At 73.6% G+C, this 13,692-nt stretch carries 14 protein-coding genes; 7 read left to right on the top strand and 7 right to left on the bottom strand.

The features are described from left to right. Window positions 1–46: 46 nt before the first annotated feature. From AB0M83_RS32395 to merB, 5 genes are all read right to left on the bottom strand, one after another. On the bottom strand, window positions 47–826 hold the full coding sequence (locus tag AB0M83_RS32395) for an LLM class F420-dependent oxidoreductase (RefSeq protein ID WP_364522711.1): 780 nt from the start codon (window positions 824–826) through the stop codon (window positions 47–49). Further along, complete coding sequence (locus AB0M83_RS32390; protein ID WP_364522709.1) at window positions 823–1,770, bottom strand: phytoene/squalene synthase family protein; 948 nt, start codon at window positions 1,768–1,770, stop codon at window positions 823–825. Before AB0M83_RS32390 ends, AB0M83_RS32395 begins: the two co-directional genes overlap by 4 nt. Before the next feature lie 77 nt (window positions 1,771–1,847). Next, on the bottom strand, window positions 1,848–3,329 hold the full coding sequence (gene crtI / locus AB0M83_RS32385) for a phytoene desaturase family protein (RefSeq protein ID WP_364522708.1): 1,482 nt from the start codon (window positions 3,327–3,329) through the stop codon (window positions 1,848–1,850). Between the two features lies 1 nt (window position 3,330). Further along, window positions 3,331–4,422 carry a polyprenyl synthetase family protein gene (locus AB0M83_RS32380; protein WP_364522707.1) on the bottom strand — a complete coding sequence of 364 codons (1,092 nt, stop codon included), beginning with the start codon at window positions 4,420–4,422 and terminating at the stop codon, window positions 3,331–3,333. Between the two features lie 60 nt (window positions 4,423–4,482). Further along, complete coding sequence (merB, locus tag AB0M83_RS32375; protein WP_364522706.1) at window positions 4,483–5,172, bottom strand: organomercurial lyase; 690 nt, start codon at window positions 5,170–5,172, stop codon at window positions 4,483–4,485. A gap of 49 nt (window positions 5,173–5,221) precedes the next feature. Between merB and metF the strand changes: the two genes are divergently transcribed. The 3 genes from metF (at window position 5,222) to AB0M83_RS32360 (ending at window position 8,985) form a co-directional block, all read left to right on the top strand. Continuing rightward, window positions 5,222–6,106 (top strand): methylenetetrahydrofolate reductase [NAD(P)H], encoded by an 885-nt coding sequence (gene metF, locus AB0M83_RS32370; protein ID WP_364522704.1) that lies wholly within the window; start codon window positions 5,222–5,224, stop codon window positions 6,104–6,106. 105 nt (window positions 6,107–6,211) lie between these two features. After that, on the top strand, window positions 6,212–7,900 hold the full coding sequence (locus tag AB0M83_RS32365) for a DUF885 domain-containing protein (RefSeq protein WP_364522702.1): 1,689 nt from the start codon (window positions 6,212–6,214) through the stop codon (window positions 7,898–7,900). A 212-nt stretch (window positions 7,901–8,112) separates the two neighbouring features. Then, complete coding sequence (locus AB0M83_RS32360; RefSeq protein WP_364522700.1) at window positions 8,113–8,985, top strand: EamA family transporter; 873 nt, start codon at window positions 8,113–8,115, stop codon at window positions 8,983–8,985. 18 nt (window positions 8,986–9,003) lie between these two features. On the opposite strand, the gene AB0M83_RS32355 is transcribed toward AB0M83_RS32360, so the two are convergent. Together AB0M83_RS32355 and AB0M83_RS32350 are read right to left on the bottom strand one after the other, a co-directional pair. Continuing rightward, the gene (locus AB0M83_RS32355; protein WP_284741052.1) at window positions 9,004–9,576 is read right to left on the bottom strand and encodes a GNAT family N-acetyltransferase; all 573 of its coding nucleotides are present in this window, start codon (window positions 9,574–9,576) and stop codon (window positions 9,004–9,006) included. Continuing rightward, on the bottom strand, window positions 9,573–10,085 hold the full coding sequence (locus AB0M83_RS32350) for a YbaK/EbsC family protein (RefSeq protein WP_364522698.1): 513 nt from the start codon (window positions 10,083–10,085) through the stop codon (window positions 9,573–9,575). Before AB0M83_RS32350 ends, AB0M83_RS32355 begins: the two co-directional genes overlap by 4 nt. A 765-nt stretch (window positions 10,086–10,850) precedes the next feature. Here AB0M83_RS32350 and AB0M83_RS32345 point away from each other — a divergent pair. Genes AB0M83_RS32345 through AB0M83_RS32330 form a run of 4 tightly spaced genes read left to right on the top strand, consistent with a single transcriptional unit; the run spans window position 10,851 to window position 13,665 of the window. Continuing rightward, complete coding sequence (locus AB0M83_RS32345; RefSeq protein WP_364522723.1) at window positions 10,851–11,264, top strand: SAV_6107 family HEPN domain-containing protein; 414 nt, start codon at window positions 10,851–10,853, stop codon at window positions 11,262–11,264. Continuing rightward, a complete protein-coding gene (locus tag AB0M83_RS32340) occupies window positions 11,254–12,024 on the top strand; it encodes a maleylpyruvate isomerase family mycothiol-dependent enzyme (protein WP_364522696.1) in 771 nt (256 codons plus the stop codon). Before AB0M83_RS32345 ends, AB0M83_RS32340 begins: the two co-directional genes overlap by 11 nt. Window positions 12,025–12,082: 58 nt before the next feature. After that, window positions 12,083–12,814 carry a VOC family protein gene (locus AB0M83_RS32335; protein WP_364522694.1) on the top strand — a complete coding sequence of 244 codons (732 nt, stop codon included), beginning with the start codon at window positions 12,083–12,085 and terminating at the stop codon, window positions 12,812–12,814. Between the two features lie 14 nt (window positions 12,815–12,828). Continuing rightward, complete coding sequence (locus tag AB0M83_RS32330; protein ID WP_364522692.1) at window positions 12,829–13,665, top strand: alpha/beta hydrolase; 837 nt, start codon at window positions 12,829–12,831, stop codon at window positions 13,663–13,665. The last annotated feature ends 27 nt before the right edge of the window (window positions 13,666–13,692 follow it).

Genomic DNA, 13,692 nt, shown 5'->3' with positions numbered 1-13,692 from the left:
CTTACCGGCTCTCTTAGCCGGTAAGGAGGCCTTCACGGACCAAAAGTCAGGAGTTGGTCTTGTCGCGCCAGGCGATCCACGACTTGAGGGCGCCCAGGTCGTAGTCCGGGCCGCCCACGCCGACCGTGAACGTCGTGACGCCCAGGCCCAGCAGCTTCGGGCCCAGCTCGTCCGGCTCGCCCTGGACGCCGCACGACCGCTCGATCTCGGCCGGGTCGCGGCCGACGTCCGCGCAGTGCTGGTCGAGGATCTTCACCTTGCGCTCGACGACCTCCGGGTCGCCGAAGCCGTGCCAGATGTCGCCGTGCTTGGCGACCAGCTTGAGGGTCTTCTTCTCGCCGCCGCCGCCGATGAGGACCGGGATCTTGCGGGTCGGCGCCGGGTTCAGCTTGCCGAGGCGCGACTCGATGCGCGGGAGGGACTCCGCGAGGTCGTCGAGGCGGCCGCCCGCGGTGCCGAACTCGTAGCCGTACTCGTCGTAGTCCTTCTCGAACCAGCCCGAGCCGATGCCGAGGATGAGCCGCCCGCCGGAGATGTGGTCGACCGTGCGGGCCATGTCGGCCAGCAGCTCGGGGTTGCGGTAGCTGTTGCAGGTCACCAGCGCGCCGATCTCCACGCGGGACGTCGACTCCGCCCACGCGCCGAGCATCGTCCAGCACTCGAAGTGCGCGCCTTCGGGATCGCCGTACAGCGGGTAGAAGTGGTCCCAGTTGAAGACGATGTCGGCGCCGAGGTCCTCGGCGGCCGAGGCGGTGCGCCGGATGGTGTCGTAGTCGGCGTGCTGCGGCTGGAGCTGCAGGCCGATCCGGATGCGTCGTTCGGTCATGACCGCAGCCTACGACCGCCCCGGAACGTCTCGCGCGCCCAAACCGTGGCCAAGGGGGGTAGCGCGACCACCAGCCTGCGGGACTTCGGCACCACCGCCCGCCGCGTGAGGATGTCGTAGTCCAAGGCCACGATCTCGTCCAGGATCCCCTCGTACAGCGTCAACGCCGTCCGCACGCACGGCCGCGATTCCGGGCGAAGCAGCGAAACCCCCGCCTCGGCCCGCCGGTACACCGCCCGCGTCCGCGCGACGAAGTACGCCAGCGCCGCGCGGATCCGCGGGTCCGGCCGCCGCTCTTCCAGCAACGCTCGCGAGACGCCGAAGGCCGCCAGCTCGGCCCGAGGCAGGTACAGCCGGCCGCGGTCGAGGTCCTCGCCGACGTCGCGCAGGAAGTTCGTCAGCTGGAACGCCTCGCCCAGCGCGATCGCACCCGGCTCGGCGTCCGCCAAGGCGCCGACCGTGCCGAACACCGGCAGCATCTGCAGCCCGATCACCGCGGCCGAGCCGTACATGTACTCGCCCAGCTCGGCGAACGTCGTGTACTCGACCGGTGAAAGGTCCATCCGCATGGACTTCAGGAACGCGTCGAACAGGCCGCGTTCGATGCCGTACCGGCGCACCGTGTCGGCCAGCGCCGCGAGCACCGGGTCGGCCGGGGTGCCGCCGTCGAAGACGACGTCGACCAGCGCGGCCACCCGGTCCAGCTCGGTCGCCGGGTCACTGCCCGGGGAAGGGTTGTCGACCAGTTCGTCGGCCATCCGCGCGAACCCGTAGAGCGTGTGCGCGGCGGGCCGCGCCCGCGCCGGCAGCAGCCGGGTGGCCAGGAAGAACGTGCGCCCGTGGTGGGCGTTGATGCGGCGGCACTCGGTGTAGGCGGCGCGCAGCGCGGGCTCGGTGATGCCCGCGGCGTCCAGTTCCCGATCCGGCCGAAAGCAGGCGGACACGGCCCGCAGCCGATCCGCACGAGGCGAAGGTTTCCGCCGTGACTGCCGGTCGGATCGGGAACTATCGGCACAGTCGTTCACCGGCCGGTGATCCTTTCCGCAGCCAGTCGTCCGGAGATGAGCACCGGCGGGATGCCGACGCCGGGGGTCGTGCCGCAGCCGGCGAGCACCACGTTGCCGGCCGCGCGCACCAGGTTCGCCGGCCGGAACGGGCCGGTCTGCGCGAACGTGTGCGCCAGCGAGAACGGCGTCCCGGCGGCGAGCCCGCGCGCCGCCCAGTCCGCCGGGGTGATGGTCTCGTCGACGGTGAACTCGTCGCCGAACCCGGTCAGCCCCCGCGCTTCGAGCGTGCGAAGGAGCTCTTCGCGGTACGGCCCGCGTACGCGGGCCCAATCGATCGGCCCGCGACGCAGGTTCGGGGCCGGCGCGAGCACCGAGACGATCTCGCCGCCGCGCCCGGCCAGCCCCGGGTCCGTCGCCGTCGGGCGCGTGACCAGCAGCGACGGGTCGCTCATGAGCTTCCCCTCGCGGATGATCTCCGCGAACGTGCGCTCCCAGGCGTCGCCGAAGTAGATCGTGTGGTGCCCGAGGTCCCACGCCCGCGTCGCCCGGCCGTGCAGGACGACGGCCGACGGCGAGTACCGCAGCGGCACCGGCCGCCGGGGCCGCGCGCCGATGAGCCGGTAGGCCGCGCTCAGCTCGGTGGCGAGCACGACGGCGTCGCACGCGATCCGCTCGCCCGAGCGCGTGCGGACCGCGCGTACCCGCGAATTCACCCGCTCGAGCCACGCGGCTTCGGTGCCGAACCGCACGCCCGCGCCCGCCCGGGTCGCCGCGCCGGTCATCGCCCGGCCGATCTCGCCCATCCCGCCTTCGGGGAAGTAGACGCCGCCGACGGTGTCCATGTACGCGATGACGCCGTACGCGCCGATCGCGGTCGCCGGGTCGAGACCGGCGTAGAGCGCCTGGAAGGTGAACAGCCGCCGGACCCGCTCGTCGAGCAGGTAGCGGCCGACCCGCGGGCCGAGCCGGCCGAACCCGCCCAGCGCCGCGAGCTTCGCGAGCTCGGGGCGGGCCAGGTCGAACGGCGAGTCGAAGTTCGTCGCCAGGAACCGGTCCTTCTGCACGGCGTACAGCTCGGTCAGCCAGCGTCTCAGCGCCCGGTAACCCGCCGCCTCGCGGCCGCCCGCGAAGGTGCGGATCTCGGCCTCCATGGCGTCGCCGTCGGTGTGCAGGGCGAGCTCGCGGCCGTCGGCGAACCGCGCCCGGTACGCCGGGTCGAGCCGGGTCAGGCGCAGGTTCTTGGCCAGGGGTTCGCCGACCGCGGCGAACGCCTCTTCGAGCAGCTCGGGCATGGTCAGCACGCTCGCGCCGGTGTCCACGGCGTTGCCGTCGAAGGTCTCCTGCCCGGCGCGCCCGCCCGGGGCGTCCGCCTGTTCCAGCAGCGTGACGCGCCGTCCGGCGCCGAGCAGGTGCAGGGTCGCCGAAAGGCCGGCCAGCCCGGCGCCGATCACGACGACGTGGTCGGCCGCCCCGATGGATCTACTGTTCGTGCGCACGTCAGTACGTCCGCTGGGTGGCCTTGACGACCAGCCGGGTCAGCGCCTCCGGCGCGGGCTCGGCCAGGTGCGCGCGCTCGAGGGCGGCCATCGCCGCGGTGGTCAGCTCGTCGATCCGCCACTCGACCGCGTCGACCGCGCCGACCTGCTGCAACGCCATCCGGACGGTTTCCACGCCCTCGTCGGAGAGGTCCGCGTCGCCGATCGCGTCCGCGATCACGGTGGCCGCGGCCGTCTCGCCCTTCTCGGCGGCGAGCTGCAGGCCGAGCGCGACGAGCAGCGTGCGCTTGCCTTCGCGCAGGTCGTCGCCGGCGGGCTTGCCGGTGACCGACGGGTCGCCGAACACGCCCAGCAGGTCGTCGCGCAGCTGGAACGCGATGCCGACCTCGCCGCCGAACTCCAGCAGCGTGGCGATCAGCTCGGGGGAGGCCCCGCCGAGCGCGGCGCCGAGGTGCAGCGGCCGCTGCACGGTGTAGGCGGCCGTCTTGAGCCGGTCGATCTTCAGCGCGGCCTCGACGGAGGCGTCGCCGGTGGCCTGCGTGCGGACGTCGAGGTACTGCCCGGCGAGCACCTCGGTGCGCATCGCACGCCACGCGGGCCGGGCCGCGGCCAGGGTCGCCGCCGGCAGCGGCGCTTCGGCGAACATGTCGTCCGCCCAGGCCAGGGCCAGGTCGCCGACGAGCACCGCGGTGGCGAGGCCGAACGTCGCGGGGGAGCCGAGCCAGCCCTGGTCGGCGTGCAGCTTCGCGCCCGCGATGTGCACGGTCGGGAAACCGCGGCGGGAGTCGGAGGAGTCGATCAGGTCGTCGTGGATCAGCGCGCACGCCTGGATCAGCTCGAGGCTGGACACGGCCTGCAGCACACCCTCGGCGTCCGGCCCCGCCGGGTCGCCGCCCGCGCCGCGCCAGCCCCACCAGGCGAACGTGGGACGCAAGCGTTTGCCGCCGGTCAGCACGAACCCGCTCAGCGCGTCGATCCCGGCCTTCACGGTCGGCTCGGTCGCCACGATTTCCGCGCTCGCCCGGCCGAGGAACCCGGCCAGCGCGCGCTCTACGTGGGCGGGCAGGGCGGCGTCGGAAACGGGCGCGTTCATACCGTCATCCTCGCGGAACCGGCGGGGGCGCGAGGTGCCGGGGCACCCGGATGTGGCGAATCAGACTCGGGCCGGGGCCGCCCAGAACGGCCCGGTCAGGCCCGTTTCGGCGAAGTAGGCGACGGCGCTGTCCGGTTCCCGCCGCCGGTAGCCGCGTTCGAGCCGGCCCTCGTACCAGCCGCGGGCGAGCCGCCAGAGCGTGACCAGGTCCATCACGTACCCCTTGGCCCGCCCGGTCGCCGCCAGCCAGGCGTCCACACAGGACTCGTCGCAGAACAGCCGCTGGTGGCCGCAGGTGTGCAGCACGTCGTCCCACATCCGCGCGGCGGGCACGAGGAAGTGCGCCACCTGCGCGCCTTCGGGCGGCGCGGTGCGCGCCACGACCAGGGCGTGCGGCTGACCGCAGCCGGGGCAGCGGGTCGCGACGAGCACCTCCGGCTCCCCGGCCACCAGGTGCGGGATGGCGAAGGAGTCCCACGCGCAGCCGCCCCACCACAGCGTGTGCGCGCCCATCACCGAGAACCCGAGCGACTTCGCCGCGAACGGGTGGGCCAGCACGACGTGCTCGTACTCGTCGAGCACCAGGTGGTGGGCCGCGGCGAGGCGGTGCAGCGCCTGCTTCGCGACGGCCAGCGACCCGCCCGCCGCGTCGGCCAGCTCCGGCGCGGACGGCGCGCGGCCACGGCCGGCGAAGGCGTGGTAGACGGCGAGGCGCACGTCCTCGTCCCAGCTCGCGTCGTCATCCCGCATGGCTCACTCCCGTGACCAGTTTAGTCCCGGAGACCCTTAACATTCGGGTATGACGTCGGTGATCGAGCGGTTGCGAGGAGAAGGGCCGAAGTTCTCCATCGAGTTCTTCCCGCCCCGGGACACGGCGGACGAGGCCGTCCTCTGGAAGGCGATCCGGGAGCTCGAGCCGTACGACCCGGCCTACATGTCGATCACCTACGGCGCCGGCGGCTCCAGCCGGGACGGCACGATCCGCAGCATCGCCCGCGTCGCGACGGAGACGACGCTGGTGCCGATGGCGCACCTGACCGCGGTCAACCACTCCGTCGCCGAGCTGCGCAACGTGATCGGCTGGTACGCCTCGGTCGGCGTCCGCAACATCCTCGCGCTGCGCGGCGACCCGCCGGGCGACGTCTACGGCGACTGGATCCCGCACCCGGAGGGCCTGACCTACGCCGAAGAGCTGGTCCAGCTGGTCCGGGAGCTGGGCGACTTCTGCATCGGCGTGTCGGCGTACACCTACGGCCACCCGCGCTCGCCCGAACTGGAGACCGACACGAAGTACCTGGTCCGCAAGCTGCGGGCGGGCGCCGACTTCGCGATCGCCCAGCTGTTCCACGACGCCGAGGACTTCCTGCGGCTGCGCGACCGGGTGGCCGCGACCGGCTGCGACGTGCCGGTGCTGCCCGGCGTCATGCCCCTGACGACCATGCGGACGCTGCAGACGACGATCAAGCTGTCCGGCGCCCCGGCGCCCCGCAAGCTCCTGGACCGGCTCGAACCGCTCGCCGACGACCCCAAGGCGTTCCGTGCGGCGGGCATCGACGTCACGACGGAGCTGTGCGAGAAGCTGATCGCCGAGGGCGTGCCGAACCTGCACTTCTACACGTTCAACCGGTCGAAGGCGACCCGCGAGGTCATCGCGCGCCTCGGCTTGGTCCCGGCCCGTGCTTAAGGCCGTGACAACCGGGGCTTCGCCCCGGGCCGGGGGCCTCCGCCACCCGGACCCCCGCACTAAGTCCGTACCGCACGCCCTCAGTGGTTCGGTAGCGTGCGGCGCATGGCTTCTACTGCTTCCGATGGCGTGCACGGGATCTGTGACCGCTACGTCGACGAATACGCGGCCGCCGACCCGGTCGCGGCGACCGCCTACGGCATCAAGGGTCACGACCACCGCCTGACCGACTACTCGGCGGACGGGTTCGCCGAGCGCGCCGGCCTGGCTTCGCGGGCGCACGCCGCCGTCACGGCCGCCGAACCCCGGGACGCCGCCGAGCGCGCCGCGAAGGCCGTGTTCACCGAGCGCGTCGGCCTGGAGCTGGAGATCCACGAGGCCGGCCTCGACGTGGCGAGCCTCAACGTCATCTCCAGCCCGGTGCAGGAGCTGCGGATGGCGTTCGACCTGATGCCGCTCGACACCGAGGAGGACTGGTCGGTCGTCTCGGCCCGGCTCGGCGAGGTCCCGCAGGCGCTCGCGAACGTCCGCAACGGCCTGCTCACGGCGGCCGACGCGGGGCGCGTCGCGGCGCTGCGGCAGGTCGGCAAGGTGGCGGAGCAGTGCGAGACGTGGGCGGGGCTGAAGGACGAGACGGGGTACTTCAGCCGGCTCGTCGGCGGCGCGTCTTCACAGGGTGAAGCGCTCAGGGGAGACCTTGCGCACGGCGCGCGGGCCGCCGAGGAGGCGTTCGCGGAGTTCGCCGGGTTCCTGCGGGCCGAGCTGGCGCCCAAGGCCCCGGTCAAGGACGCCGTCGGCGAGGACGTCTACCGCCTGTGGTCGCGGTACTTCGTCGGCGCGGCGCTGGACCTGCGCGAAGCCTACGAGTGGGGCTGGGCGGAGTTCGCCCGGATCGAGTCCGAGATGCGGGCGGTCGCGAACCGCGTCAGGGCCGGTGCGTCCCTGACGGAGGCCGCGGCGGTGCTGGACGCGGACCCCCGCTACCGCGTCCGCGGCCGCGCCGAGTTCGAGGCGTGGATGCAGCACCTGTCCGACGAGGCGCTGAAGTCGTTGCGCGGCAAGCACTTCGAGATTTCGGATCGCGTGATGGCGCTGGAGTGCAAGATCGCGCCGCCGGGCGGCGGAGTGGGCGCGTACTACACGGGCCCGAGCGAGGACTTCACCCGCCCGGGCCGGATGTGGTGGTCCCTGCCGGCCGGCCGCGACGAGTTCGTCACGTGGCGCGAGACGAGCACGGTGTACCACGAGGGAGCGCCGGGCCACCACCTCCAGATCGCGACGGCGGTGGACCAGTCCGAGGGGCTGAACAAGTACCAGCGCCTGATGGCGTTCACGTCGGGGCACGCGGAGGGCTGGGCGCTGTACTCGGAGCGCCTGATGGAGGAGCTGGGCTACCTCTCCGACGACGGCGACCTGCTGGGAATGCTGTCGGAGCAGCTCTTCCGCGCGGCGCGGGTGGTGGTCGACCTGGGCATGCACCTGGAGCTCCCGATCCCGGCCGGAACGGGCTTCCACGAGGGCGCGCGGTGGACCCCGGAGCTGGGCCTGGAGTTCATGCTGACCCGCACGATCACCGACGAAGCACACGTCCGCGACGAGATCGACCGGTACCTGGGCTGGCCGGGCCAGGCCCCGGCGTACAAGATTGGCGAACGGCTGTGGCTGGCGGCCCGCTCGGAGGCCCAGGCCCGCGCGGGTGAGGCGTTCGACATCAAGCGGTTCCACATGGAGGCGCTGCGGCTGGGCGGGATGGGGCTGGACACCTTGCGGGAGCAGCTGGCCCAGCTGGACTGAGATCCGCCTTGCGGCCACCGAAAAACCGGTGGCCGCAAGGCGTCCGCCGCCACTAGGTTCGCCCCGTGCGCCGAATTCTCTTCGTCACCCCACCGCCCCGCGCCTGAGCGGGGTGGTCCCAGCCGTGTGGCCTCCAGTGCCCGCGGCTGATTCTTCATGCGCACCGCCCCGCGTCGTCGAACTCCCTTTTCCTTCGACGCAGGAGCGTTCCTTTGGCAACCCTGTCCACGCGCGCCCGGTCCTCGGCCGCGCTCGTTCTCGCCGGTGTCCTCTGGGGCACCGGCGGCCTCGCCGGCTCGCTGCTCGGGCAGCTCGCCGGCTTGCACCCGCTCGCCGTCGCCGCGTACCGGCTGCTCGTCGGCGGTGGTGTCGCGACCGTCTTCGTCCTGCTGAAAGGCGGCGCCTTCCCCCGCACCGCCGAAGCGGCGAAGCGGCTTCTCGCCGTCGGCGCGCTGTTCGCCCTCTTCCAGGCGAGCTACTTCGCCGCGGTGTCGCTCAGCTCGGTCAGCATCGCCACGATGACCACCATCGGCGCGGCACCCGTCGTCGTCACGCTCGCGGTGGTGCGCAGGCCCCACCGCTGGACGGTGCTCTCCCTCGCCGGCACGCTCGCCGGCCTGGTGCTGCTCCGCTGGTCACCGGACGAACCCGCCCACCTCGTCGGAGGCCTCGGCTTCGCGCTCCTCGCCGCGGCGGGCTTCGCGGCCCTGACGCTGCTCACCGCGAAGCCGGTCGAAGGCCTCGACCCGTTGGCCACCACGGCGTTCGGCTGCCTGACCGGCGGTCTCCTGCTCACCCCCGTGGCGAGCTGGACGGGCATGGCGCTGCCGCTGCACGCGGACGTCCTCGCGGCCGCCTGCTACCTCGGCGCGGTGCCGACCGCCCTCGCCTACGCCGCCTACCTGCGCGGCCTGGCGACGGCGCACCCCGTCCTCGGGGCGCTGTCCGCGGTGCTCGAGCCGTTGACGGCCGCGGTCCTGTCCGCCGCGCTCTTCGGGGAACGGCTCGGCGGCACGGCCTGGTGCGGCGCCGCCGTCCTGGTCGCGGCGCTGGGGATCGGGTACTGGCGCCCCGAACCGCGCTGACCGGTGCCGCCCCTCGGCTCAGCGCGAGTCGAGGGGCAGCGCCCGCCCGAGGATCGCGAACGGCCGCGGGTCGCCGGCGAAGTGGTAGTCGCGCAGGACGTCGACGAACCCGGTGCGCCGGTAGAGCTTCCACGCCCGGCTGGTGCCCTCGGGCGTCGACAGCAGGACGTTCGCGCTCGGCACGCCGTCCAGCAGAGCGCGTAGCAGGTCCTCGCCGATCTGGTGGCCCTGGTTTTCCGGCTTGACGTGGATCTCGGTCAGCTCGAAGTAGTCCGACAGCCAGCGCTCCGCCGCTTCGGGCCCGAAGCGGCGGCTCAGGCCGTGGCGCACCTGCTCGTGCCACCACTGCCCGGCCCGGCCGCGGTAGCCGTAGGCGAGCCCGAGCAGGACGTCGTCGGCGTCGAGCGCGGCCATGCAGCGCCAGCCCTCACGCAGCGCGTGGGTGAGCCACATCGGCGCGCGCTGCTCGGCGGTGCCGGCCGGGTACCGCATCGCCCGGACGTAGATGTCCAGCGCCTCGGGCAGGCGGGCGCGGAACTCGTCCGAGGAGAGCTGGACGTAGCGGGAGCAGCCGGCGGGCATCGCGGTCACGGCTGGCCATTCTCCTCCGCGCCGGCGAGCGCGCCCGGGGTGCCCCCGGTCAACGCCACCAGCTCGGCGAAGGTCGTGGGAAACACCGTCTTCGGGTGCCCGGCCGCGGCCCACACGACGTCGTGGGCGCGCAGCGCGGTGTCGACGAGCGTCGGCAGCGGCTCGGGGTGCCCGACCGGGGCGACGCCGCCGATCGGCTGCCCGGTGTGCGCCCGCACGAAATCGGCGTCGGCCTTGCCGATTCCGGCCCCGGCCAGCCGCTCGAGGGTGGCCGGATCCGCGCGGTGGGCGCCCGAGGTGAGCGCGAGGAGCGCTTTTTTGTCGGACCCCAGGCGGAAGATGAGGCTGTTGGCGATGGCCCCCACGGGCACGCCGAGCGCTTCGGCCGCCTGCGCGGCGGTCCGGACCTCGGCGGGCAGCACGCGGATGCCCTCGGCGGCGGCGTGCTGCCCGGCTTCGGCCAGCGCGGCCGCCACCTTGGCGACGGCGGGGTGGTCCAGCGAACTCATGAACCTATGAGATCACGCCACCGACCTGGTGTCCCGCACCACGTCCGGGGATTCCACCCGTGGGGTTGAGCGGACACCGGGTCGGGGTTACTCTGGAAATTGTTCGAACAAGCGTTCGACATCGGTGAGCGCGCACCGGTCAGGTGCCCGGCGGCGGGGCGGGGGAAGCGTCCTGCCGCCGGGTGCTCGATCGGGCTCACCCCGCGCAGGAGGAGGGTCGTCATGTCCGTCAAGGTCGTGTCCCCCACGGAGTCCGGGCAGCCGCAGCTGCCCATGCCGCTGCGCCCGCCGGTCACCCCGGCCGCGGCCGGCACCCACCACGGCCGCCCCCGCCGAACTCGCCCGGCACCCGACGGCGAGGGCCGCCCGCGCCCGCCCGCGGCGGTTGACCCGGGGCAGCCTGAGCTGCCGATGTCCCTGCGCCCGCCGGTCGCTGATGCCGGTCAGTCCGAGGTGCCGGCTTCGCTGCGCCCGCGCACCGCTGGTGCGGAGGCCGAGCAGGTCCGGCTGCCGATGTCCTTGCGCCCGCCCACCACCGATGCCGGTCAGGCCGAAGTGCCGGCCTCGCTGCACCCGCACACCGCTGATGTGGAGCGTGAGCAGGCTTCGCCGGAGCAGCCTGAGCTGCCGGCCTCGCTGCGCCCGCCCATCGCGGACTCCCCGCAAGCCCAGCTCCCCGAATCCCTGCGCCCGCCCACCGCGCCCACCGCCAATGTGCAGAACGAACCGGCCACCGACCCTGAGCGCAGCCAGTCCGAGCTGCCCATGTCCCTGCGGCCGCCCGCAGCGCCCGTTGCCGCCGGCCTGCTCGCCCAAGCCCGGCGCGGGCTCGCCGAGGCCGAGCGGGAGACCGCTCCCGCCGAGCGCTTCATCGGTGCCTACCTCGCCGCGCTGCGTGGTGCCGCCGCCGTGCTCGCCGCCCGGGGACGGCCGCACCGGGGCCGCGCGCGGCCGGCCAGCACCTGGGTGCTGCTCGACTCCGTCGCCCCCGAACTGCGGGAGTGGTCGGCCTTCTTCGCGGGCAACTCGGCCGCGCGCGCCGCCGCGCAGGCCGGGATCACCGGCAAGGTCACCGCGGAGTCGGCCGCCGAACTGGTGCGCGCCGCCACGCCGTTCCTCGAACTGGTCCGCCGCCTGGTGCACGGCCTCCCGATCACCGGGGAAGCCCATGTCGCGTGAGCACGGCCCGGTCGACCGCGGGCGGCTGCTCACGGCGCTGGGGATCGAAGGCCGCGTGCTGGCCGAAGCCGTCCACGCGGCGCCCGCCGAAGCGCCGGTGCCCGCCTGCCCGGGCTGGTCGGCCGCCGAGGTGGCCCGGCACGTCGGGAGCCTCTACCGGATGGTCCGGCGCCGGCTGGCCGACGGCCGCAACCCCGAAGACTGGCAGCGCGACCCCGAGCCGGGCCAGAGCCTGGCGGCGTACCTGGAGACGGGCCTGGCCGAACTGCTCGACGAGCTGGCCGCGCACGACCCGGAAGAGCGCGCCGACACGTGGTGGCCGGCCGATCCGACGTACGGGTTCTGGCGGCGGCGGATGCTGCACGAGACGCTGGTCCACCGCGTCGACGTCGAGCAGGCGGCGGGCGCGGAGCAGCGTGGCGTCGCCGAGGACCTGGCGATCGACGGCATCGACGAGGCGCTGACCCTCTGGTTCGGGCAGAAGCTGCCGATGCTGGGGCTGACCGGCACGAAGGCGGGCTCGGTCGGCGTGCGCGCCGGCGCGCACAGCTGGATCGCGCGGGCCGGACCCGAGGCCACCGAGGCCTGGCGCTGTTCGGCCGAGGAGGCCGAGGCCGCGGACGACGTCGTCACGGCCGCCGAACCCGGGCGGCTCTACCTGTGGTTGTGGGGCCGGTCGTCCCTGACCTCGGTGACCGTCCGGGGCGTGCACGACCAGGCGGCCCAGCTCTGGGCGCTGCTGCGGCTCGCGACCCGATGATCCGGCCGGTGGGGAAGCCGAACCGGAACTGTCGGAGGTGGCGGTTAGCCTGCGGCGCATGAACACGCGCCTGGTGAACCTGGTGATCGACGCGGCGCGGCCGAGGGTCTTGGCGGACTTCTGGGCCGCGCTGCTCGGCTGGCGCGTCGCGGTCGACGAGCCGGACGAGGTCGACGTGCGCGCCCCGGACACCGACGGCTGGGAGCTCGACCTCGTTTTCGTACCCGTGCCCGAGCCCAAGGAGGTGAAGAACCGGATCCACCTGGACCTGGCGAGCACGTCGCTCCCGCACCAGGCGGAGCTGGTGTCGCGCGCCTTGGCGCTCGGCGGCCGCCGGGTCGATCTCGGGCAGGGCGCGGTGCCGTGGGTCGTGCTGGCCGACCCGGAGGGCAACGAGTTCTGCGTCCTCGAACCCCGTGGCCGGTACGCGGGGTCGGGCGCGGTGGCCTCGATCGTGGTCGACGCCCACGATCCGGAGCGCCTGGCGGACTTCTGGGCGCGGATCACGGGTCTGCCGGTCAGCGCCCGCGAGGGCGACGTCCTGGTGGGGCTGCGCGCGCCTTCGGGCCGCGGGCCGTGGCTCGAGTTCCTCCGCAACGACGACGTGAAGCGGGTCAAGAACCGGGTGCACCTCGATGTCTCGCCGCGGTCGGGTACCGCGCACGCGGAGGCGGTGTCGGAGGTCGTGGCGGCGGGTGCGGCGCCCGCCGACCTCGGCGGCCCGGCGCTGCCGTGGCGCGTGCTGATGGATCCGGAGGGAAACGAGTTCTGCGTACTGACCCCGCGCTGACCTAGCTTGGGAGCATGGAGACCTTCGAGTGGCAGGGGCGCCGGATCGCCTGGGACCGGGCCGGATCCGGCCCCGCGGTGGTGTTCTGCCACGGCACACCGTGGTCGTCGGCGTTGTGGCGGCCTTTCGCCAAAGCGCTGAGCGAAGACTTCACCGTGTACCTCTGGGACATGCCGGGCTACGGCCGGTCCTCGAAGGCCGCGGACCACCCGGTCGGCTTCGGCGTCCAGGCCGAGGCGTTCCAGGCGCTGCTCGCGCACTGGGGTCTCGAGCGGCCGCACATCGTCGCCCACGACTACGGCGGTGCCGTGTCGCTGCGCGCCCACCTGGTCCACGGCGTGCCGTACGCGTCGCTGCTGATGGCCGACGCCGTGGTCATCCCGCCGTCGGGCTCGCCGTTCTTCCAGCTCGTCAAGGAGCACCCGGACGTGCTCGCCCGGGTGCCGCCGTACATCCACGAGGCGCTGGTCCGGGCCTACATCGGCAACGCGAGCTTCCGCGAACTGCGGGAGGCCGACCTCGCGGAGCTCGCCGCGCCGTGGCTCGGCGAGGAAGGCCAGCCGGCGTTCTACCGCCAGATCGCCGCGTACGACGAGCGCTACCTGGCCGAGAACGAAGCGGAGCTGGGCCGGGTGGAACTCCCGGTGCGCGTGCTCTGGGGCGCCGAGGACACGTGGATCCCGGTCCCGATCGGCGAGCGGCTGGCCGCGGGCATCCGCGGCGCGACGTTCACCCCGGTCGCCGGCGCCGGTCACCTCATCCAGCTGGACGCCCCGGTCGCCCTGGCGACCGAGCTGCGGTCCTGGCTGACGAGTGTTTCGGCCGGGTTGCCGGGCCCCGGCCAACGCTGACCTGAGCGAAACACCGGCGTCCTGGCC

Origin of the sequence: Amycolatopsis sp. NPDC051106, from assembly GCF_040682775.1 — a bacterium.
Classification (GTDB): Bacteria; Actinomycetota; Actinomycetes; order Mycobacteriales; family Pseudonocardiaceae; genus Amycolatopsis.
Note: the sequence above shows the minus strand (reverse complement) of the source record. Positions and strands in the feature narration are given on the sequence as shown.

Bases quoted from the DNA above. Each gene is read 5' to 3' on its own strand.
- AB0M83_RS32330 (WP_364522692.1), top strand. From the start codon at position 12,829: ATGGAGACCTTCGAGTGGCAGGGGCGCCGGATCGCCTGGGACCGGGCC.
- AB0M83_RS32350 (WP_364522698.1), bottom strand. From the start codon at position 10,085: ATGAGTTCGCTGGACCACCCCGCCGTCGCCAAGGTGGCGGCCGCGCTG.
- metF (WP_364522704.1), top strand. From the start codon at position 5,222: ATGACGTCGGTGATCGAGCGGTTGCGAGGAGAAGGGCCGAAGTTCTCC.
- AB0M83_RS32335 (WP_364522694.1), top strand. From the start codon at position 12,083: ATGAACACGCGCCTGGTGAACCTGGTGATCGACGCGGCGCGGCCGAGG.
- merB (WP_364522706.1), bottom strand. From the start codon at position 5,172: ATGCGGGATGACGACGCGAGCTGGGACGAGGACGTGCGCCTCGCCGTC.
- AB0M83_RS32340 (WP_364522696.1), top strand. From the start codon at position 11,254: ATGTCGCGTGAGCACGGCCCGGTCGACCGCGGGCGGCTGCTCACGGCG.
- AB0M83_RS32395 (WP_364522711.1), bottom strand. From the start codon at position 826: ATGACCGAACGACGCATCCGGATCGGCCTGCAGCTCCAGCCGCAGCAC.
- AB0M83_RS32345 (WP_364522723.1), top strand. From the start codon at position 10,851: ATGTCCCTGCGGCCGCCCGCAGCGCCCGTTGCCGCCGGCCTGCTCGCC.
- AB0M83_RS32365 (WP_364522702.1), top strand. From the start codon at position 6,212: ATGGCTTCTACTGCTTCCGATGGCGTGCACGGGATCTGTGACCGCTAC.
- AB0M83_RS32380 (WP_364522707.1), bottom strand. From the start codon at position 4,422: ATGAACGCGCCCGTTTCCGACGCCGCCCTGCCCGCCCACGTAGAGCGC.